The following is a 20,496-nucleotide window of genomic DNA, read 5'->3' on the forward strand; positions in this document are numbered from 1 at the left end:
ACCGTATTGACCCCAGCATGACTCGAAATCCATAATCAGAGGTGGCTCACTTCTCGATGGAAAACCCGGCTCACTTCTGAGTGGAAATCAACAGAACGCCCTCGGGCAGCCTTTGCCTCGGTACATTTCAAGCTCGAAGAAATACGCCCGCCCCTCCTTGTGCAGATGCTATCTGCCATGGCCAAGGACGGAAACGACAAGCCTGGCGAGTACCAGCTGCACGACTACGACGTGCAGCGTGCCTTCCAGATGCTGAATCGCAACCCGGACGTCCCTTCAGAGGAAAAGGCCGGGCTGGAGTTCGCATACCTTGACGTTCTGGCGCGCTCTTTTCGAGGTGAAGATGGCCACCAGATTCCAAACCTCGAGCGCTACATCGAGGAACACCCTGAGATGTTCGTGCAGGCGGTCGTGTGGGCGTATAAGCGCGAAGACCGCGGCGAAGATCCTCCCGAGTTTCGCATTACCGAAGGCCGCGAGCATCTGGCAAAGCGTGGATACCGCCTCCTTGAAGCCATTAAGCGCATCCCCGGTCAGGATAAGGCGACCGAAGAGGAACAGCGCAAAAAGCTCGCGGAGTGGGTTGCGGCGGTAAGGAAGTCTTGCGCCGAACTCGACCGCACGGCAATCGCGGACGTGTGCTTGGGCAAGCTTCTCTCCAACGCGCCCGCTGGCAAGGATGGCGTGTGGCCGAACGAGGTTGTTCGTGATGTGATGGAGGATTTGCAGTCCGAGGACGTCTCCAGCGGCGCCCGTACGGGCCTCTATAACGCGCGCGGCGTCCATTGGCGCGGTGAAGGGGGCGGTCAAGAACGGGAACTCGCGGACAAGTATCGCAACTGGGCCGACGCCTTGCAGTTCACGCATCCCTTCGTGTCGTCTTCGCTACTGATGTCGATGGTCAAAACGTATGAGCGGGAAGCCGAACAACAGGACACCGAAGCCGGGATACGACGGCGGTTGAGGCACTAATGGAGGGGAATCTCGTATGCTTCAATGGTCCTCTTGGTTGGCTCAGGAATTGAGCTTTTGATCGCGCTCTCCCGCAACGTTCGCCAGCGCTAAAAAACAGAAACCAGCCAGTGTTGTTAATGTCCGCTTTCGGGAAATATGCTGGCTGATCAAAGCGTCGGTTATGGGGGCGCAAAATCACCGATCGTGCCCTAAAGCAAGCACGGCAAGCACGGCTGCGTTACGTATGATAGTGTCCCTCATCACACATTGGAGAGGGGTATGAAGGAAGGTCCGATCGAACCACCGAAGCAACATCCAAAACGCGCCCTAGCGCGTGGCGTTGTCGAAGGCGCCGTTGAGATCATTCCTGGCGCAAGCCTCCTCACCAACATCTATGCTGTTACCCATCCGCCGATCGAGGAATTAGAAAGGCAGCGATGGGAAGTGGACATGAGCCGCCGTTCGAATGAGCAGGACGAGCTCTTAAAGCGCCTTGTTGGTGCACACCTCCGGATGCGTGCCAATCACCAGCGCGCCAATGACGCACAGCAGCTTTTTTTCATCCGAGGCGGCATGGTCAGCACGCTCGAGGCCATCGCGCGCGACGGTCTGTCCGCCCGCACCGAAGCGGAGCTTCGTCAGAAATTCGCGAAGACGACAAGCGATGTCGAGGAGTTGCTCGAAGGCTTGGATGCAGCGCTCGGTAGCATGAGCGATGACAAACGGAACCGTGAGTTCGTCGACATCCTGCGCGAGACGGTCTTTGGGTCCTTCGGCAAATCCTCGATCCGCAACGATATCTATCAGTTGCTGCACGCCGGCAGACAGTCGATCGAGTGGCAGCGAAACGCGGCAGCTGACCTGTGTGAGCGCATTGACCGGTTCAATGCCAACCTTGCCCGCTTAAGCAACTACGCGATGGCGTCGGGAGATTTATGAACCTTCCCCCAGTGACCCGGCACTCCGCTGCGAACGCGAGAGTGCTCGCTCGTTAGGATGAATCCTGATCACCTTTGTAACACGGCTGGGCATCGACGTCTGCTCTGAGACGATGACAACGACCCCTGCAGCGTCCGAAAAGCTGACGACTTGGCCAATCAATGTCGTGAGCCATCGGCTATGTACTCGATCCGCGCTGGCTATGGAAAACGGCCGATTGCGGTCGCCATCACTTCTCTTTCTCCGGTGGAGTCGGCCAATGGAAGATAGGGTCTTCACCTCCGACGCCCTCGAGAGATTGCAGAATGTCAGACATACGCAACGCGTCTCTCACGCCTGGAATGGCTGCGCGTTGTAAAAAGGTAACTCGGTCGAGGCCTTCATACTGAGCAGCCCGGTCGATGTCGGCCAGTTCTTCAGGCGAAAAGCGAAGCTCGATCACCACTGATATTGTTTGGTCGTTTTGGTCGTTCGTGAAGGCAGCCTCCATCAGCCAGGGAAATGCTTTTCCCATTGTAGCACGGGATCTCTTCTCAGCGGACAGCCAGATGGCATTGGCAGCTGCCAACCCACGATTATCATTGCCGGATCCATGAACATTGCGTTGTTCCCTATTTCGATTCAGAGCTGATTTGCTCGGCGGTTTTACCACCTGATGCGCTGGACCAAACGGGACGAGGATAGGCTCCGCCTCGTGCCTGATATGGAACTGCAGCACCGCGCATAGGCCCCCTACGTCGGTTCAGACGCATGGGCTTATCCGCGTCCGTTGACTTATATGCATTTTGCATCTATCTAATGCGCATATTGGATATAAGTTGCTGCCATGACCGACACAGAAACTCAGTTCCTGCAAACTTATGACCCCGCCGAGTACGAGCGCCCCTCTGTCGCCGTCGATCTAGTCCTCATGTCGGTCGTGGATGGCGCGCCGGCTGTCCTGTTGATCCGGCGCACCGAGCAACCAGCGAAAGACAAATGGGCGCTGCCCGGCGGCTTCGTGGACATCGACGAGTCGCTCGACGCCGCCGCGCATCGCGTGCTGCGCGAGAAAGCGCGGATGGACGACGCCTATGTTGAACAGCTCTACACCTTCGGTGAGGTTGATCGCGATCCGCGCATGCGCATCATCAGCGTGGCCTATTTCGCCCTGCTGCCGGCGGATCGCTATGCCGCCGCGTTGAAGAACTCCTCGGTAGACTTGACGCTTGCTCGCGTTGCCGTCGCCTGGCCGGGCGAGACTGGTGGGCCTGCCGCTGCAATCGGTGGGGACGGCCTCCTGCCCCTCGCCTTCGACCATGCCGAGATGCTCGGCCTCGCCATGCTGCGGCTGCGTGGCAAGTTCGACTATTCGCCCGTCGGCTTTGCGCTTCTGCCCCAACGTTTCACGCTGCGCCAACTTCAGGACGTGCACGAGGCCATCCTTGGGGTGCAGCTCAACAAGCCGGCCTTCAGGCGTCGCATGCTCGACAAGGGATGGATCGAGGCAACCGGTGAGAGAGAGACCGGCGCATCCTTCCGGCCCGCCGAACTCTATCGGCTCAAACCACTTATCCAGGCATCGGAAAGGACATAGGATCATGGCCCAGATACGTAATTTTGGCCCTTTGGCGCGGCTGCGCAGCGATGCCAGCAGCCATGTCATACGCTACGGCAACAAGGGCATCCGCCAGAGCGGGCGTGGCCTTGTCTTCTGGTTCGGGCCGGGTACGTCGAGCATCGCGGAAGTGCCTATGGACGATCGCGAGGCGACCTTGTTTATCAAGGGACGCAGTCAGGACTTCCAGACCGTTACCGTGCAGGGCGTGCTGACATGGCGCGTCGCCGATCCCGAAGTGTTGGCGAGCCGCGTCGACTTCAGCGTCGCGCTGAATAACGGGCAGCCCCGTAGCGAGCCGATCGAACGCATCGAGGCAAGGCTGGCCGGCCTCGTCAGCCAGGCTGCGCTTGAATATCTCGCCGCCGCACCGGTGCGTGCGTTGCTCGACGCTGGTATCGAGCCGCTACGCGCCCGCATCGAGGTCGCGCTTGCTGAGGTACCGAGCCTGAGTGAGATCGCGGTCGCGGTGGTCGCTGTCAGGCTCGCTAGCCTCACGCCGACCAGCGAATTGGAGCGTGCGCTCCAGACGCCGACCTTCGAGGCGTTGCAGCAGAAGGCAGACGAGGCGACCTTCGAGCGGCGGGCCCTGGCAGTAGAGAAGGAGCGGGCTATCTCGGAGAACGAACTGGCCAACAAGGTCGAACTCGCCAAGCGCGAGAAGCTGTTGATCGTGGAAGAGGCGGAAAACGCGCGTAATCGCGCTACGGGACAGGCCGAGGCGATGCAGGTGGAAGCCGAGGCGGAAGCCGGACGCATCCGCACGCTGGAGACCGCGAAGTCGGAGGCTGAGCTTGCCCGCATGGCAATCTACCGCGACCTGCCGCCGGCGGTGATGATGGGGCTTGCCGCTCGCGAGCTGGCGTCCAAGCTCGACAGGATCGACCATGTCAACGTGACGCCGGATCTGCTGGCAAGCCTCGCCGAGGGCTTCCGCAAGGTGCCGCCGGTGGTCGACGCGAGCTAGGGAGCGTCGACCATGGCCACCAACGCGCCCCGCGCCGTCTTCGTGACGCGCGAGACCGACTACGAGCTTCTGCTCGCACGCCACGCCACGCGCGAGCAGGCTCGTTTCTTCCTCGAAACGCGCAGCCAACAGCTCGCCCAGGTCGAGGCGCGGCACGAACGGTTTGTCGACGTGCTGCGCCAGGCGCGCACGACCGTTCCCAGCGAATGGCGGCAGACGCTGGTGCGACGGGCCGATTTCGACCGTTTCCTGTTCGGGCCGGAAGATGTCGTAGTCGCGGTCGGGCAAGATGGGCTCGTCGCCAACGTCGCCAAGTATCTCGACGGTCAGCTGGTGCTGGGCGTCAATCCCGCTCCCGATCTCTATGACGGCGTTCTGGTGCGCATCGCGCCCGAGCGTCTTGCGAGGCTGCTCCCGGCCAGCGTCCACGACGATGTGGCACTGGAGCGCCGCACTATGGTCGAGGCGCTGTTGGAAAACGGCGAACACATCCTCGCGCTTAACGAAGTTTTCGTCGGGCATCGCAGCCACCAGTCTGCGCGCTACCGCATCGCGGTGGGCTCAGCGGAGGAAAACCATAGCTCAAGCGGCCTGATCGTCGCCTCCGGTACGGGCGCCACCGGCTGGGCGCGCTCGATCATGGAGGCGACCGGGATCCATTTGTCACTGGAACCGCAGGAAAAAGCCGTCGCCTATTTCGTGCGCGAACCGTTTCCGAGCGTGGCCACGGGAACAACACTGCGCGCCGGAAAACTCGCCGACGGTGGGCTGACGATCACCTCACGCATGAACGAAGGCGGCACGATCTTCGCGGACGGCATGGAACAGGACAGGATCGCCTTCGACTGGGGCCGCCGTCTCACCGTCGCACCATCGGCACGCACCCTCAATCTTGTCACTGGATGACAGCTAAGGGAAAACGCGGCGGCTTTGAAGTGGTGAAGAAGCAAGCAACATCTTGCTAAAGCGCCCTGCAGAGATCGGAGGCGACGATCAGCATTTGGCCAACGGACATTCATGTCTGCCAATCTCCCTAGCAAGCACCCGACCGTGCGTTAGCTGCTGGCCAGGTCGCGACCGGTCGGGGTGCGGCTCGTGTGGGCTCCGGTGGCTTCACCGTTGAGAGTTTGTTTTCTAGCAGAATTAAAATCAGCCGGCGCTGCACTTTAAATTGGACGGAAATCACGTCCAGCGCAGTAGCAAGATAAGTCCGACGGTACGAACGTGAGGAACAAGAGCGCCGACGCCAGCATATGGCGCACAGGCGAGAGTTTCATAAGAAACGTTTAGGAGCGGAGACGAAGAGGTTGGCGCTTTTTGCGTCAGCTCGCCGATCCAAGATATGCGACACCTCCTTGTAATCCGTGCCCGCACACAGGGACGGTCCGGCTACGGCGCCATTTGAAAGCGCGCCGGCCCGTCCCTGTGCACGGCCACTGCCGGTCTCGCCCTATGACGCAACAGGAGAGAAAATAAACGCCGCTACGCGGCCTTGTCCGTTGCTATTCCGCTTTGAACGCTGCGCTACAAACAGCACCGATTTCACTATGCAACACACATCGTCGTTTCAATTGCGAGAATAGCAAGGAATCAGAAGATCATACCCAAAACAACGGATAGCGAAACCGCACTCTTTGGAACAAACGCAGGTAGCCGTAAGGTATTGCTTTTTGCGGCTGAACCGCCGGTTACACCATTGTAGTCGTCTACGCTAAGAAGCGATTTGAATTGTTGTGTTTTTTCCTCAAGACTTTATCGCCAATTCCCACGCCAGCTTAGCGCAAGCCTCAATCATGCTTGGTGATAATGGTTTTGAGCGTTGTGAAGTCATGTAACGCAGCCATTCCTTTTTCACGCCCGTGTCCCGACTTCCGCGTTCCGCCGAACGGCAGTTCGATACCGCCGCCAGCTCCGTACGCGTTTATGTAAACCTGACCGCTTCTGATCTGACGAGCGACACGGGTTCCGCGCTTGCCATCCTGCGTCCAAACGCCCGCAATCAAACCGAAGTCTGTTCCATTGGCGAGTTCAATTGCATCCGCTTCGTCTTCGAATGGAAGCACCGAGAGCACAGGTCCGAATACTTCGTCACGAGCCAGAGTGTTCGAGCGCGGCACCGGCCCGAACATGTGAGGCGCTACGTAGAAGCCGTCCGATGGCGCTCCTTCGGCGACTTTGCCCTTGGAGAGGATCGGAATTCCGTCGTCGGCAGCTTTCGCGATGAACGTCTCCACCCGCTTCTTCTGAAGCTGGCTGATGAGTGGGCCGAGATCAAGGTCCATTTCCGGGCTACCGGCCCGCAGCTTGCTGAACCGATCAGCAACGGCCTCTACCACGCGGTCATACGCCGATTTCTGCACCAGAAGCCGCGAGCCGGCAGAACAGGTCTGTCCAGCGTTCTGAACGATCGCGTTAACGAGACTCGGAAGTGCTGCTTCCAGATCAACATCGGAAAAAACCACCTGGGGCGACTTGCCGCCCAGTTCGAGCACGCAAGAAATGAAGTTCTTTGCTGCTTCAGTCTGCACCATGACACCGACTTCGGGAGAACCTGTGAAGGAAAGGAAATCGACGCCAGGGTGGCTGATAAGCGCTGCACCGGCTTCCGCGCCCAATCCCGGAACAATGTTGATGGCACCGGCCGGGAAACCGACCTCGGCAGCCAACTCAGCCAGCCGGAGCGAGGTCAGGCATGCGTCTTCGGCAGGCTTCAGGACGGTTGCGTTTCCGGTTGCAAGCGCTGGTCCCAGAGAACGGCCGAACATTTGCGCCGGGTAGTTCCAAGGAATGATGTGCCCCGTCACGCCATGTGGTTCGCGCTCGGTCGCGACGAAAAAGCCGTTGAGGAACGGGATCGTCTCTCCATGGAATTTATCAGCACCACCGCCGTAAAATTCAAAATAGCGAGCGCAAGCCTGTATATCGGCCCGCGCTTGTTTCATCGGCTTTCCGGTGTCGCGGGCTTCAAGCTGCGCAAGTTCCTCGGCATTGTCGAGAATTGCCAGACCAAGCTTAGCGAGGAGTCGCCCTCTTTCGAACGGAGCGAGCTTGCCCCAGGCTCCTTGAGAAAACGCGTGGCGGGCGGCTGCGACTGCCCTATCGATGTCTACACCGTCTCCCGCCGCGATTTCGGCGAACACTGCGCCCTCCCCCGGTGCATAAACGTCGAGCGTTTTTCCGGAATTGCTCGTGCGAAACTCGTTGTTGATGAACACGCCTTTGGCACCGGCAATGACTCGAGCGCCCTTCGTTGGATCGTCAGCCATGTAATTCTCCTTGCGCAACGTCACGCCGCAGCGCGACTGAGTATCGATCTTGCCCGCGCCACGATCGGAGCATCGATCATCTGGCCTTCGACAATTTGCGCAGCGCCAGCATTATCTGCGGCGATGATGCGCCGTGCCCAATCGACATCCTTTTCCGACGGGCGAAATGATTTCAGTACGGGCGCGACCTGATTTGGATGGATGCACAATTTGCCGGCGGCGCCCAATGAAACAGCCAGCGCGCACTCCTGAGCGAGAGCATCGGCATCGTTGATGGCAAAGGCCGGACCGTCCAGCGGAAGCTGCTTGCCAGCCGCCCGACTGGCGACGGCAAGCGATGCCAGCGAAAAAGCCGTCAGCTCTTTCGATACGGCGACGTCCATATCCAGAAAGAAGTCTGCCGGGCCGAAAGCGAGTTGGAGAATATTGGGATGTGCCGCGATCGCTGCGGCGTTCTGCAACCCCTTGGCCGTCTCGATTTGCGCGAGAATAGTGATGTCTCGCCCGAGAACAGCGAGAACCTGTTCGACCAGTTCGGGGCTCTCAACCTTCGGAAGGCAGACCGTGCGACAGCCGGAGGTCCGCAGGGCGTCGAGATCGCTCGTAAACCAAGGTGTCGAGATCGCATTGATTCGAACAAAGGCGGGGACTGGCAGGGCGCCGATACTGGCCAGATTTGCCCGCGCCGCGTCTTTTTGGTTGGGAGATACTGCATCCTCCAGGTCAATGATGACGGCATCGGCACCAGATGCTGCCGCCTTCGCGAACCTTTCCGGACGATTGGCTGGCACGAAGAGCGGAGCGACGAGTGAACTTATGGACATTGTGTTTCCAGCCTGCGGTTAGCTCGTCGAGGCTTGCATATGGCGGACACCCTCGCCGCTCTCGGTCCAGTATTGGTTCGATTTCTCGCCAGAACCGCGGCATATAGCGAGACGATTGCCAGCAATCGCCGGCGACAGACCGCGATAGCTGAAGCGTCCAAGGCTGGCGGATTCCGACGTCGCCGCCAGATTGAGCAGCAGCGTGGCCTGAATTGGTCCATGCACGACGAGGCCGTCATATCCTTCGACTCCGGTCGCGTATGGCAGATCGTAGTGGATACGGTGGCCGTTGAACGTGAGCGCCGAATAGCGGAACAGCAACGTCGGAGACGTTTCGATCGTTCTGCTTGCCGCAGCAGGCTCTGACTCCGGTGCAGCCGAAGGTATCGCTACCTTCGCACCCGGCTTCGCAGCCTCGCGGTAGACCAGGTCCTGCCGTTCACGGACAGCAGGCCCGCGCTCTGTCTCGTATACATGACCGAGCGTGACGAACCAGAGATCGCCAGTCCGGCCATCCTTGCGAACAACGTCCTGAATCGTGGACGTGCGCCTGACCTTGTCACCGATCTGGAGCGGATCAAGGATTTCGAGTTCACCGCCCGCCCACATGCGCCGCGGAAGCGGGACCGGCGGCAAGGACATGTTTTTCGCCGGGTGACCGTCCTCCCCGAGTTGCGACATGGTAGCTATGGCTGGGGAAAGGCACCAATGAATGCCAAGTGGCGCCACGCCATCGGGCACAGGCGCCAGATAAGTATCGAAGATCGCCTTGTAGCTCTCGTTCAGGCGCTCGGTTACAGCATCCTCGGACACTGATGTGCGTCCGATCCACTCGGCAAACGGCTTGTCAGTTTTCATGGTGGAGGCCATGACCTTCAATACGACCTCGGCATGCCCAGAACATGCTCTGACAGATAGGACAAGATCAGGTTCGTCGAGATCGGAGCGACCTGATAAAGCCGGGTTTCGCGGAACTTGCGCTCGACGTCATATTCCTCAGCAAAGCCGAAGCCGCCATGCGTTTGGATGCAGGCATTTGCAGCCTCGTTTGACGCATCGGCCGCAAGCATCTTGGCCATGTTTGCTTCCGCACCACAGTCCTTTCCAGATTCGTAGAGGCGTGTTGCCTCTCGCACCATCAATTCGGCGGCGCGCATGTTTGCGTAAGCTCGGGCGATCGGGAACTGAATGCCCTGGTTGGCACCAATCGGACGTCCGAAAACATTGCGATCCTTGGCGTAATTTGAGGCCTTTTCGATGAGCCACTTTGCGTCGCCCACACATTCCGCCGCAATCAGAATACGCTCGGCATTCATCCCGGAAAGGATATAGCGAAAGCCTTTTCCTTCTTCTCCAACAAGGTTTTCGGCGGGAACCTTCACGTTGTCGAAGAACACTTCCGTTGTGGAGTGATTCATCATCGTGCGGATCGGACGGATGGTCAGCCCCGCTTTTTTTGCCTCCTGCATGTCCACGATAAAGACCGAGAGGCCATCGGTGCGCTTCGCGACCTGATCCTTTGGCGTCGTTCTTGCAAGCAGGATCATGAGATCCGAGTATTCCGCCCGGCTCGTCCAGATCTTTTGGCCGTTTACGACGTAGTGATCCCCTTCCCTCTTGGCGAAGGTTCTGATCGAACTGGTATCGGTTCCGCTTGTCGGCTCGGTTACGCCGAACGCCTGAAGGCGAAGCTCGCCGGAGGCGACTTTCGGAAGATACTTCTCCTTTTGCGACTCGTTGCCATGCCTCAGAACCGTGCCCATCACATACATCTGGGCGTGGCAGGCAGCCCCGTTGCAGCCGGCACGCTGAACCTCCTCCAGCACCGCAGCAGCGGCAGAGAGCGTCAGGCCCGATCCGCCGTACTCTTCTGGAATGAGCGTTGCCAGATAGCCGGCATCGGTGAGGGCTTTCACGAACTCGGCGGGATATGCGCGCTCTGCATCTGCCTTGCGCCAGTATTCACCGGGAAACTGCTCGCAGAGCTTCCGGACAGCCTCGCGGATGTCCTTATGATCATCAAAATCTTCCATGTTTATGCGCTCCGCGCCACGCGCGTCTTTTCGTTGATCGATATGTCCGACAAGAGATCGAGATCTAGCACCGGATAGTTATTCGGCAGGTCCAAGATGGCATCGACAAGTGCGTCGATACGCCGGTCAGACAATCCGGCCTCGGCGAGTTGCAGACGCGCCTTGGCCTCGACCTCGCCGGCTGACACCGGGTTCCCCGGATCGCCCTTCGCTTCACTGCGCACTTCGCTCAGTGTCGATCCGCTCGTGGTCGTGAGCGACACTTCGGAGCCCCAGGACTTTGGATAGGCGTTGTTGATAGGCTCCGAGAGCGAAACTGCGACCTTGTCGCGAATTTCCGCCACGCGTTCACGCGCATCCGCATCGAAACTGGCCTGGATCACCTTGCCTTCGGCAAGCGCGATTGCCACCGTGTGCTGGAGCGAGAACTTGGCGCTGTAGCGATCGTTAGGAACCGGCCTATCGCAGACATCGAGTGCCGCCTGATATGCGCCGACCGAAACCGACGCGATCTCGCGATTTCCGAGCTGCCTATGCAAGTCGATTGCTGCGTCGATGGCTGGGTGGGTGTGTCGGCAGCACGGCCACGGCTTGATCGATGTGCGGATCAACTGCCAATCCGCATCAGGATTCGCCAACACATTCTCCGGCACGGGATCCGTGCAGAGACCTGCGTAAAAGCCCTTCTCGCCCTCCAGTATTTCTTCGGGGCCGGTGAATCCCTCGGCTGCCAGCTGTGCCGCAAGGATGCCCGACTCCGCGCCGCGCGCGGTGTGCAGATGCTTGGACATGGCACCGGTGGCAAGAAACTGCCAGAGACCCGATGATTGCGTTCCGGCATTTCCCAAAGCCCAGACGGTTTGATCCTCGTCGAGCTTCAGAAGGTCCGCCGCAGCGAACGCGGAACCGAACGGCCCACAGGTCGAAGTGTTGTGCCAGACTCTGTAGTGCGCTTTGCCGACCGAATTTCCGACCCGGCACATCGCCTCGTATCCCGCGAGAACTGACTTCAGGAATTCCCGGCCGTTCAGATTGCGGTGCTCCGAGATCGTCCATGCCGCAGGAATGACAACGCTGCCGGGGTGGGTCACCGAGTCGCGATGGAGGTCATCCATTTCCAGAATGTGAGCGAGCCCGCCCAAATAGAAGGCGCGCCGTGGCACATCCGATGTTTCGGGGGGTGCAACAGCCTGCAACATCCTTGCAGGCTCGGTCTTAAGCGCGCCAAGCGCGCAACCCAGCGTATCCAGAACGAAAAGTGCTGCCCATTCCAGATCCTTGTCCGAGACGGGCTTCGAGCGGATGAGTTTCGTGAGATTTCTTGTCAGGCTCATTGTGGTGCTTCTCCCGCGAATGCCTGCTTGCGTCCGACGCTGCCGCCGGAACCGAATTCCGCCCGCAAAGCGGCAGTGTTGGCGCCCAGATCAGGCACTGGCCCGAGTATCGCGCGTTTGCCGTCCATCGTGACCGGTGAGGCGATGATCTCGACCTCGCCAGCCGATGTCTTGACCGTGCTCTTGGTGACGCTGGGATGCGCGTTAAGGCCCTCCATCGACGACAGACGGCCATAGGCGATACGCACGTCGTCCAGAAGCTTGCATATTCCCGCGAGGTCATGCTTTGCGACAACGGCCTGCACGATTTCATCCAGCGCCTGCCTGTTGTTGATCCGTGATACGTTGCTGGAGAATCTGCTATCGTTCTTCAGCGATGGATCGCGAAGAACGCGGTCACAAAACGTCTCCCATTCACGCTCGTTCTGGATGGCAATGAGCACCTCGCCGTCGGAGGTCTGGAACAACCCATAAGGGGCAATCGACGGGTGCGCGAGCCCGAGGCGACGCGGCTCCTTTCCACCGTATCGACGCGCCAGATATGGCACGTTCATGTATTCTGCGAGGGTATCAAAGAGCGATACCTGAATATGCGTCCCCTGCCCGGTGCGCGCGCGAATAAGCAGAGCTTCAAGGATTGCAGCGTAGGCTGCCTGACCGGTTGAAATGTCGCAAATAGATATGCCGACCCGGCTCGGTCCAGACGTTGCGGAGCCGGTCACGGCCGACAGTCCGGCTTCGGCCTGAATGAGAAGATCGTAGGCCTTGCGATCATGATCAGGAGTGCCCGGCGCGTAGCCTCCGATGTCACAGACGATCAGGCGGGGAAAGCGCTTGCGCAGTTCCGCACTGCCGATCCCAAGGCGGTCGGTTGCGCCCGGAGCGAGGTTCTGAACGAAGATATCGGCCTTGGCGAGCATCTGCTCAACCAGTTGCAGATCGTCTGCCCGCTTCAGATCAACAATGCAGGATTCCTTGCCGCGGTTATTCCAGACGAAATAGCTCGATATGCCGTTGACGTAGTCATCATAGCCGCGCGCGAAATCGCCCTCGGGTCGTTCGAGCTTGATGACACGGGCACCGGCGTCCGCGAGCCGCGAGGTTGCAAGCGGGGCGGCAACAGCCTGCTCCAGCGCCACAACAGTCGTTCCCTCCAGCGCGCCAAGCATGGCTCGCTCCCTATGTTCTTTTGCGTTGTCACAGAAGAGAGCCCGGAGCGGTTGAGGTCAAATAGCATTTCTAGATGGAGGGTATAGCGAAACTGAGGGGGCTGGCCGTTTTGCTCAGCTGAACAGCGCGGGATGGTTCGGTTGCTCCGGAAGCTCTGCTGTCCACTCTCCGTCGGCGACAAGCTGCCGCAGTATCTCCCAGGAGAGCTGTGCCACGGCACGGGGCGCGTTCAGTAACGGCCGTTCCGTGGAATAAGCGAGATAGACTTTGCGGGTGATCGACGGATTGGCGAAGCGCCAGGATTTAAATACGCCGGAACGCGTCTCCCTTTCGATTGCCATCTGAGGAAGAATGCCAAATCCGAGCCCGCGGCCGACGAGTTTTTTGATCTGGCTGTATGAATCGATTTCGATTGCCGGGTTCACCGGCTTTCGTACGATGACCGCAGCATCGTCGATCAGGTTCCGCAGCCCGTGTCCCGGACCGGGCACCACCAGCGGCAGCTTCAGCGCGGACGAGAGGTCGAAAGCTGCCTTGTCGAGCTTACAATCAGCAGCCAATTCCGGTGTCGCAAATATGCAAATCTCCTCGGAGAGCCCATGATGCACTTCGAGCCCACGCGGGTCAGACGTCGAATAGATCATCGCCACATCGACCTCCCCGCGCCTGAGCCATTCCAGGACGTAGCCGCTCATCGCTTCGACGACGCGGATGCGGATGTCGGGGTATTTAAGCTTCGCGGCCTCGATCAGTGGCGCTGCCAGCAATTCACCAACCGTTCCGGGCATGCCAAATCGAACGTCACCTGACGGGGCGTGAGCCTGCCCGCGGACACTGTCGGCGATTTCTGCGAATTCGCCCAAAATGCGCTTGGCATGCACCATGAGCCGCACACCGGCTTCCGTCGGCGTCACACCTTGCGCATTGCGAAAGAGCAGCGGGACGCCAAGCTCTTCCTCCATGTGCCGTACATGCTGGCTGAGCGCCGGCTGCGCGATGTGCAGCTGGTTCGAAGCCTTTGAGAAGGAGCCGCTTTCGACGACCTGATGGAAATATCGGATTTGGCGAAGATCCATACGCACCCCTTATCGCGAGAACACAGGAGCTATACATTCTCGTTATTTACACTAGGGGAAATGTGTATGATTTGTCTAGCTAAGCGACGATGGTAGACTGGCTGATCGCCAAACTCATATCGGCTATGATTTCGGCAAGCGCCTTCGCAACCACGTCACCCGATGAACCTTTGGAAGGTGTCACGACTGCAATGGTCCGCTTCATGGCGTCATCGTCAATCGAAAACGCACCGAGCCGCTTTGCGAATATATCCTGCTTGACGCTGTTGTATGGCAGGATCGTCGCATATTGCGTGTCGCGCTCTGCGACGATGGCCTTGACCGCTGAGAGGCTGTCAAGTTCCAGGTCTGGATTGAGGTTCATTCCCCGCTCCTCACAGACGGCATCGATGATGCGCCTCAATTCGTGAATACGTGACGGCAAGATGAGCTTGCTCCGCTGGATCTCCGAAAGAGTCCATTCCCGGCGTTCTGCGTTTTCATCGAAGCTGGTGACATAGACCAGCCGTTCGGAGAACAATTCCCGGATCAGCACGCCGTTTGGAGAACTTGGCTTGTATGTCAGTGACAGGTCCAGCTGACCGCGCCGCAGGAGGTTCATCAGATCTCCGCTATACGCCTCGACGATGCTCAGGTTTACCTTGGGATGGTAATCTCTGAGGTAGCTCTTGATGTTATCGACAAAGAACGGAGCGATTGTCGGGCAGACTCCAAGGACGGCCTCCCCCTGCAGGCCAGAGGAACGAGCCTTCAATTCCCTGACAGCCGCGTCGATGCCTCCCAGATGCGCGCGGGAGCGATCGAGCAGATAGCGGCCCTCCAGGGTCGGCACCGCCCCTCGCCCGGTGCGCACGATGAGCGGAATCCCGACTTCCTGTTCCAGCAGCTTGATCTGCCTCGTCAGCGAAGGCTGGGCGATACCAATGGAATGAGATGCCCGCGAGAAGCCGCCATGTTCGCAGACGGCGACGAAGTATCTCAATCTTCTCAGGTCGACGACAGACTTGTCCATCGCCGCGCTACCTGTTCACTACTCGACCAAGCAGACGCGATATCCACGGCGGCGTCGTGGGCTCGAAGAGCGGATTGCGCGGTGGCGCCAGATCGACAACGCGCTTCGGAGTTGTCACGATCACCGATAGCCCGCCCTGATAAGCGAGCCACCAGACCAGAACGACGCCCACGATCCAGAACAATATCTGCCAGATCAACAGCGATGGCAGGCCGGGTGTAATCGAGCCCTGCGTGAATATAGGGTCACTGAAGAAGCTGTTGCCGAGGATGGCCCCCGGCCCAAGTGCCAGAAACGACCAGACCAGAATGAGCGACCAGCGGGCGGTAATCGCCGCTCCGCGCACGACTCTGGGATCGCTGCTTTCAAAGGCAGCGTGCAACTGCTCACGGTGGGTGCGCTCCTCGCCGCCCCGGCTGAAAAGGGAGACAAGCAGGACGGCAAGGAAATTGAAAGCGAGGCCCCACGCGGCTGAATGGATTGTCAGCGGCCACCTGCCCCACGGTATCTCAACGAAAAACCGGTCAAACAGGATAAGACCGAACGGTTCGGTGAACACGACCAGCAGAATTCCGAGTATCAGCCCGACGATGACACCGCTGCGGCTGATCCAGGGGACCCAACAAAGGCCGAGATAGGCCGGCAGGAGCTGAACCGAAAGGCTCAAGGCAAGAGCGCCAAACACGGCTGCGCTTAGCGGAGCGAAGTTCGCGACCGCAGCAGCGCAGAGATAGATTCCGGCAAGTGCGATCCGCGATGCAAGTCGCTGCCCATTCTGGTCTAGATCGGGAAGGATGTAGCGGCTGACCAGTTCAAGCGTCACGATGCTCGCGCCCGAATTGGCGAAGAACGCAATGGCAATTTGCAGGCTACCCAGCAGCATGATGAGCAGCGCAACTGCCGAGAGTTCATTCAACGCGGCGAATTTGGCGACCAAACCCCCAACATGCTGTCCGTTGCCCAGCGCTGCGATTTCAGCAGCAATCACCGGACCGAACAGACCGAGAAGGCCCGCCGTCACACCGGCCACCATCCAGACCTGGCTTAAGGCGAAGCCCTTCTTCGATGAGCTGGTGATTCCCAAGAAGGAGAAGGCAGGGCTGAGCGATATGCCGATCATGCCTATCGCGAAGGTGAAGCCGGCGATTGCTGTGAACGGCCCTCCAATAGCCTCTTCTCTTCCGATGCCTGCCGTGAATTGAATTACTCCGGGGATGCGATCGGCCAGTATCCCCTGAGCGGTGGCAATGCCCTGCACGGGAAAGGCGACGGCATCGAAGCCGGCAACGATAAAGCCGCCGCTGAGGACGAGCAGCACGAGGCAGACCAGCGACAGCATCGACACCCAGTAAAGTGTACCTCGCCACCCGCCGAGCGCGCCTGCGATAAAGAGATAGATCGCGGTGCCCCAGATTGCATAACTCGCGGGAACAGCGCCGCCTGTCGTTGCTTCAACAATCTCGCCGAACTCCGCGAGACAATATGCTGCTACCGGGATGCTGAAGAGGAAGAGCACGAAAAGAAGATAGAGGCGGATCGTGATGCTGCCGAAGTAGGCGCCGAGCAGATCGCCGATGGTCGACAGTCCGGTCAGCCGGGAGGCTACCCATACCCTCTTCTGGAAGAGCGCCGCGAACAGGGCGGCAAGGATCAGACCGACTGCGATCTGGTTCGCCTGCAGACCGTAGATGGCAAGCAGCCTCAGTTGATCGTTCAGGCCAATCGCCGCGAGTGAGACACCGGCACCGGCGAACACCAGCACCCAGGTCGGCAGGGTGCGCCCTGCATCGAGATATTCGCTTGCCGATGACGCGGCCCGGGCACTCATCGTGCCGAAATAAAGGCCAAGTGCGGCGAGCAACGCCAGCGCTGTGAGGAGTACGAAGGTCACTTCTCGGCTCCTGACGTGCTGCTGCGGCTTTCGTCGCCGAAATCCCGGATGACGTCGAATGCCTGGAATGTACGGCGAACGCCGAAATGAATGATCATGTAGGTTATGACGACGACACCAATGACGATGAAGTCCGCACTGAGCGCCAGGAAGTTCCGTGACGCGAAATCGCGGTCCAGCAGTGTCGCCACTCCGAATGAGATCAGGCAGACCACATAGATGACGAGTGCGAGGGCCAATTCACGCGGCGTGAATGTCGTGGCATAGACGGCGTTGACGATGACATGCCCAAGAAAGCCAAGGATGATCGCGCCCGCACCGGCGAAGAGAAACACCGCCCCACCCAGCCCCAAACCATGATTGATCAGGACCACCGCGGCAAAGCCAAAGGCAACCCAGATCGCCATTACGAGTGCATGGCGATCAAGTCGATCATGGGTCTGTTCAGGATTCATGGCGGTGTGTCCCTGTCAGTTGCTGCTCTCAGTCGTCCTTGTCCTTGCCCGGCGTCTCATTGCCCTGGAAGTTACGGAATGACATGCCACCGGCGCTGCCGAGGTTCTCGATCGGCAGACCGAGATCCTTCATCAGCCCGTCTACGAACGCGACCTGCGTGCGGTACTTCATGGCGGAATTGACGACGCGGTCTGTCATGTTGCCACTGCCGCCTCCGCCAGCGCCGCCCTCGCCGCCAACCATTTCCGACGGGCTGTTGATGCCCGGCAGACCGTCGACCTGAAGAATCTTGATCGAGTCGATGTTTTCCATCGGCTTGACCGTCTCGCGGATAATGCTCGGCAGGTTGCGCACGAGGTTCTCGTAGATCGCGCTGCGCCGGCTGGCGTCGTTGCGCATGTTCTCGGACTCGTTGAGGAGCTTCTGGCCCTCGGCATCCTTGGCGTAACGGACTTCAGCGGCATTCGCCTCAGCGATTTCGGCCAGTGCGCGGAACTCGGCAGCTTCCTTGTCCGCACGCGCGGCCGCAGTAACGCGCTGGGCGTCGCGCTCGGTACGCGATGCCGATTGAATCATCTCGATCCGCTTGACGCGGCCCGCGACTTCTTCCTCCCGTGCGCTGTTGATCTGCTCCTCAAGCTCGGCCTGACGCTTGAGCGCCTTCGCGGCTTCGGTCTTCGCAACAGCTTCCTCTATCGACTTGTTGATGACCGCGATCAGGCGATCCTTGTCGACGATCTCAACTTCTTTCTGCTGTTCTATCTCAAACTTGTCGACGAATTTGCGCGCAGCGATCCGCAACTCGTCCACTTCGCGGTTTGCCACGATGGCCGCGTCTTCGATGTTCTGAAAAGCCTTTGTTTCCGCGAGCTTGATCTTCTGATTCTTCGCTATCTCCTGATGAACGATCTCCTCGTCCCTCTTCAGGCGCTCCATATCGACATTGTAGCGCTTGGCGATGCGAGCTTTTTCCTCTTCAGCATCGGCAAGCTCGTTCGAGATATTGATCTCCTTTTCCTTTTCGACCGCCATAAGCTCAATCACCTTATCGGTCTCGATGCGCTGGCTTTCCACTTCACGCTGGCTTTCGAGCCTTGCCTGATCGATTGCCGCAGTCGAACTCGTCTCGCTGATCGCAATTTCCTGACGGGACCGGATCTCGGATTCCTTTACCTGCTGCTCGTTTTCAATGCGCTGCGCTTCGACCTGGCGCTTGCTCGTGATGCGTTGCAAGTCGAGGTCGCGCTTCGAATTGATCGCCGTCAGCTCAGTCTCCTGCTGACGCTGGATTTCGAGGGCGCGAACCTCGTTGGTCATGGAGATACGCTCAGACTCGACCGCCCGATCTTTGGCAATACGAAGCCGCTCGGACTCCTGCTCGCTGCGGATCTTTGCGGTGGTAATATTGATGGTGGACGTCGAGCGTTCAGATTCGATCTCGGCGAGTTGATTGGCGCGGCGCACCTCGATTGCCTGAGACTGCTCAAGGCGCGCGTATTCCAGGTCGCGATCAATCTCCAGCGCGCGCTGCTCAGTCTCATAATCCTTGAGCTTGATGCTCAGGCGCGACTCGTTCTCGATCTTGTTGCGCAGCTGGCGCCGCTCCTCGATCTGTTCGGTGAGCTGCGTCAGACCTTCGGCATCGAACGCGTTAGAGGGATCGAACACCGATATGCTGGACTGGTTAAGGCTGGTCAGAGAGGCGTTGTCGAGTTCCAGTCCGTTCGAGCCAAGACTTTTCGAAGCAAGCTCGGAAACCTCGTGCATATACTTGCCACGGTTCGCGTGGATCTCCTCCATGGTCATCGTCGAGGCGATTGCCGACATCGCATCGATGAACCGGCCCTGGACGACTTCCTTGAGCGCCGCCGGATCCTGCGTCCGTTCACCAAGAGTACGCGCCGCTATCGAAACGCCCTCTTTCGACGGGATCACCCGAACAAAGAACTCTGCGACAATGTCGATGCGCATCTTGTTCTTGGTGATGAGCGATTGTTCGCCTACCCGCTTAATTTCCACCGGGATGGCGTTCATGTTCACCCGTGTGATGTCGTGCACGATCGGGATGATGAGGGCACCGCCGCCCATCACTACCCTTTCCCCACCTAAACCGGTGCGGACGAAAGACTGGTCCTTTGAGGAGTGCCGGTAGAGCCAGTGAAGTAGGTAGACAAGGATCGCGATGACTATCGTTATGAGGATAACGATGGCGATGACGTCGGCGCCGTTCATGGGTAGTCCTCCACTATTTCCGTGGCGCGCCAAGGCAGCGCCGAACTGGTGTTGCCTAGAAGCGCTCCTCGCCGGCGACGGCGAGAACGATCAGCGAAACTGCGATAAGATTGACGAGGTCTGCTACTGTGTAGAGCACGATGACGCTTGGCACGTGGCCGGCGCCGATAACGACATCCACAAAATGCAGGATCGGATATATGGCCCAGCCGATCGTCATGATCAGGCGAACCCAGAAGTAACCGAGACGGATTGGGCGGCTCGACTTTCGAACGACCTCAGCCATGGCGCCGAAATACATCTCACCCAGAATATAGAGCCAGAAGGCAATCGACAGCAGCACGCCAAGTGTCGGATTGAATATCTGCGCGTCGCCGAGGTAGCGGGACAGAACCATCAGGATCGCCGCTGCTCCAGTACGCCAGAACACACCAGACGGTACTGCCCCGCTGATACGCGCGAAGAAGAAGACCGAGCAGATCTGCAGCGGTTGGACCACGAACCAGGCGACATACCTCGTTGCCGGGGTTAGCTGATGACCGGTAAGCCACAGGTTCAGTGCCGACTGGTAGACCAGACCGGAGGCAAGCAGCGCGACTGCCGATAGCGCGACGGGGACGCGCCACCGCTCCGATGTCCAACTGAGCCCGAGCATCGTCAGCACGGCTGTCGCAAGCGTCGCAACGGTTGCAACGCTAAGCGCGGTGCTGGTGACGTCGCTCGATGAGAAAAGGGTTTGGAACAT

General features: G+C 59.1%; 18 protein-coding genes. 5 read left to right on the forward strand and 13 right to left on the reverse strand.

The genetic code is table 11. The features are described from left to right. Positions 1 to 177: 177 nt before the first annotated feature. Positions 178 to 972 (forward strand): hypothetical protein, encoded by a 795-nt coding sequence (locus DY251_RS15115; protein WP_199498850.1) that lies wholly within the window; start codon positions 178 to 180, stop codon positions 970 to 972. 261 nt (positions 973 to 1,233) lie between these two features. After that, entirely contained in the window at positions 1,234 to 1,893 is a 660-nt protein-coding gene (locus DY251_RS15120; RefSeq protein WP_116624762.1) for a hypothetical protein, read from the forward strand. Between the two features lie 229 nt (positions 1,894 to 2,122). On the opposite strand, the gene DY251_RS21300 is transcribed toward DY251_RS15120, so the two are convergent. Next, positions 2,123 to 2,611 carry a type II toxin-antitoxin system TacA family antitoxin gene (locus DY251_RS21300; RefSeq protein ID WP_147307442.1) on the reverse strand — a complete coding sequence of 163 codons (489 nt, stop codon included), beginning with the start codon at positions 2,609 to 2,611 and terminating at the stop codon, positions 2,123 to 2,125. Positions 2,612 to 2,719: 108 nt separating this feature from the next. Between DY251_RS21300 and DY251_RS15130 the strand changes: the two genes are divergently transcribed. The 3 genes from DY251_RS15130 to DY251_RS15140 are packed head-to-tail and all read left to right on the forward strand — an operon-like array spanning position 2,720 to position 5,363. After that, a complete protein-coding gene (locus DY251_RS15130; RefSeq protein ID WP_116624764.1) occupies positions 2,720 to 3,469 on the forward strand; it encodes an NUDIX hydrolase in 750 nt (249 codons plus the stop codon). 4 nt (positions 3,470 to 3,473) lie between these two features. Continuing rightward, positions 3,474 to 4,457: an SPFH domain-containing protein gene (locus tag DY251_RS15135; protein ID WP_116624765.1), complete on the forward strand. Its 984-nt coding sequence runs from the start codon at positions 3,474 to 3,476 to the stop codon at positions 4,455 to 4,457. Between the two features lie 12 nt (positions 4,458 to 4,469). Continuing rightward, positions 4,470 to 5,363 carry a diacylglycerol kinase catalytic domain-containing protein gene (locus tag DY251_RS15140; protein WP_116624766.1) on the forward strand — a complete coding sequence of 298 codons (894 nt, stop codon included), beginning with the start codon at positions 4,470 to 4,472 and terminating at the stop codon, positions 5,361 to 5,363. 881 nt (positions 5,364 to 6,244) lie between these two features. Here DY251_RS15140 and DY251_RS15145 read toward each other — a convergent pair. The 12 genes from DY251_RS15145 to DY251_RS15200 form a co-directional block, all read right to left on the reverse strand. Continuing rightward, positions 6,245 to 7,723 carry an aldehyde dehydrogenase family protein gene (locus DY251_RS15145; protein WP_116624882.1) on the reverse strand — a complete coding sequence of 493 codons (1,479 nt, stop codon included), beginning with the start codon at positions 7,721 to 7,723 and terminating at the stop codon, positions 6,245 to 6,247. Between the two features lie 20 nt (positions 7,724 to 7,743). Then, complete coding sequence (locus DY251_RS15150) at positions 7,744 to 8,547, reverse strand: HpcH/HpaI aldolase/citrate lyase family protein (protein WP_116624767.1); 804 nt, start codon at positions 8,545 to 8,547, stop codon at positions 7,744 to 7,746. An 18-nt stretch (positions 8,548 to 8,565) separates the two neighbouring features. Next, positions 8,566 to 9,405 carry an HTD2 family dehydratase gene (locus tag DY251_RS15155; RefSeq protein ID WP_245415986.1) on the reverse strand — a complete coding sequence of 280 codons (840 nt, stop codon included), beginning with the start codon at positions 9,403 to 9,405 and terminating at the stop codon, positions 8,566 to 8,568. Positions 9,406 to 9,422: 17 nt separating this feature from the next. Next, positions 9,423 to 10,580 carry an acyl-CoA dehydrogenase family protein gene (locus DY251_RS15160; RefSeq protein ID WP_116624768.1) on the reverse strand — a complete coding sequence of 386 codons (1,158 nt, stop codon included), beginning with the start codon at positions 10,578 to 10,580 and terminating at the stop codon, positions 9,423 to 9,425. 2 nt (positions 10,581 to 10,582) lie between these two features. Continuing rightward, entirely contained in the window at positions 10,583 to 11,914 is a 1,332-nt protein-coding gene (locus DY251_RS15165; protein WP_116624769.1) for an MmgE/PrpD family protein, read from the reverse strand. Further along, the gene (locus DY251_RS15170) at positions 11,911 to 13,083 is read right to left on the reverse strand and encodes a CaiB/BaiF CoA transferase family protein (RefSeq protein ID WP_116624770.1); all 1,173 of its coding nucleotides are present in this window, start codon (positions 13,081 to 13,083) and stop codon (positions 11,911 to 11,913) included. Before DY251_RS15170 ends, DY251_RS15165 begins: the two co-directional genes overlap by 4 nt. Before the next feature lie 114 nt (positions 13,084 to 13,197). Then, positions 13,198 to 14,160, reverse strand: coding sequence for a LysR family transcriptional regulator (locus DY251_RS15175; RefSeq protein WP_116624771.1), 963 nt, complete (start codon positions 14,158 to 14,160; stop codon positions 13,198 to 13,200). Between the two features lie 79 nt (positions 14,161 to 14,239). Continuing rightward, positions 14,240 to 15,172, reverse strand: coding sequence for a LysR family transcriptional regulator (locus tag DY251_RS15180; protein WP_116624772.1), 933 nt, complete (start codon positions 15,170 to 15,172; stop codon positions 14,240 to 14,242). A gap of 7 nt (positions 15,173 to 15,179) precedes the next feature. Beyond that, positions 15,180 to 17,063 (reverse strand): hypothetical protein, encoded by a 1,884-nt coding sequence (locus DY251_RS15185; RefSeq protein ID WP_116624773.1) that lies wholly within the window; start codon positions 17,061 to 17,063, stop codon positions 15,180 to 15,182. Then, positions 17,060 to 17,518 (reverse strand): hypothetical protein, encoded by a 459-nt coding sequence (locus tag DY251_RS15190; protein ID WP_137113818.1) that lies wholly within the window; start codon positions 17,516 to 17,518, stop codon positions 17,060 to 17,062. The genes DY251_RS15185 and DY251_RS15190 overlap by 4 nt, the downstream gene beginning before the upstream one ends. A 28-nt stretch (positions 17,519 to 17,546) precedes the next feature. After that, positions 17,547 to 19,751, reverse strand: coding sequence for a flotillin domain-containing protein (locus DY251_RS15195; protein ID WP_116624775.1), 2,205 nt, complete (start codon positions 19,749 to 19,751; stop codon positions 17,547 to 17,549). 55 nt (positions 19,752 to 19,806) lie between these two features. Continuing rightward, entirely contained in the window at positions 19,807 to 20,496 is a 690-nt protein-coding gene (locus tag DY251_RS15200; RefSeq protein ID WP_116624776.1) for a bacteriorhodopsin, read from the reverse strand.

Source organism: Mesorhizobium denitrificans, from assembly GCF_003403035.1.
In the GTDB taxonomy this organism is placed as follows: domain Bacteria; phylum Pseudomonadota; class Alphaproteobacteria; order Rhizobiales; family Rhizobiaceae; genus Mesorhizobium_G; species Mesorhizobium_G denitrificans.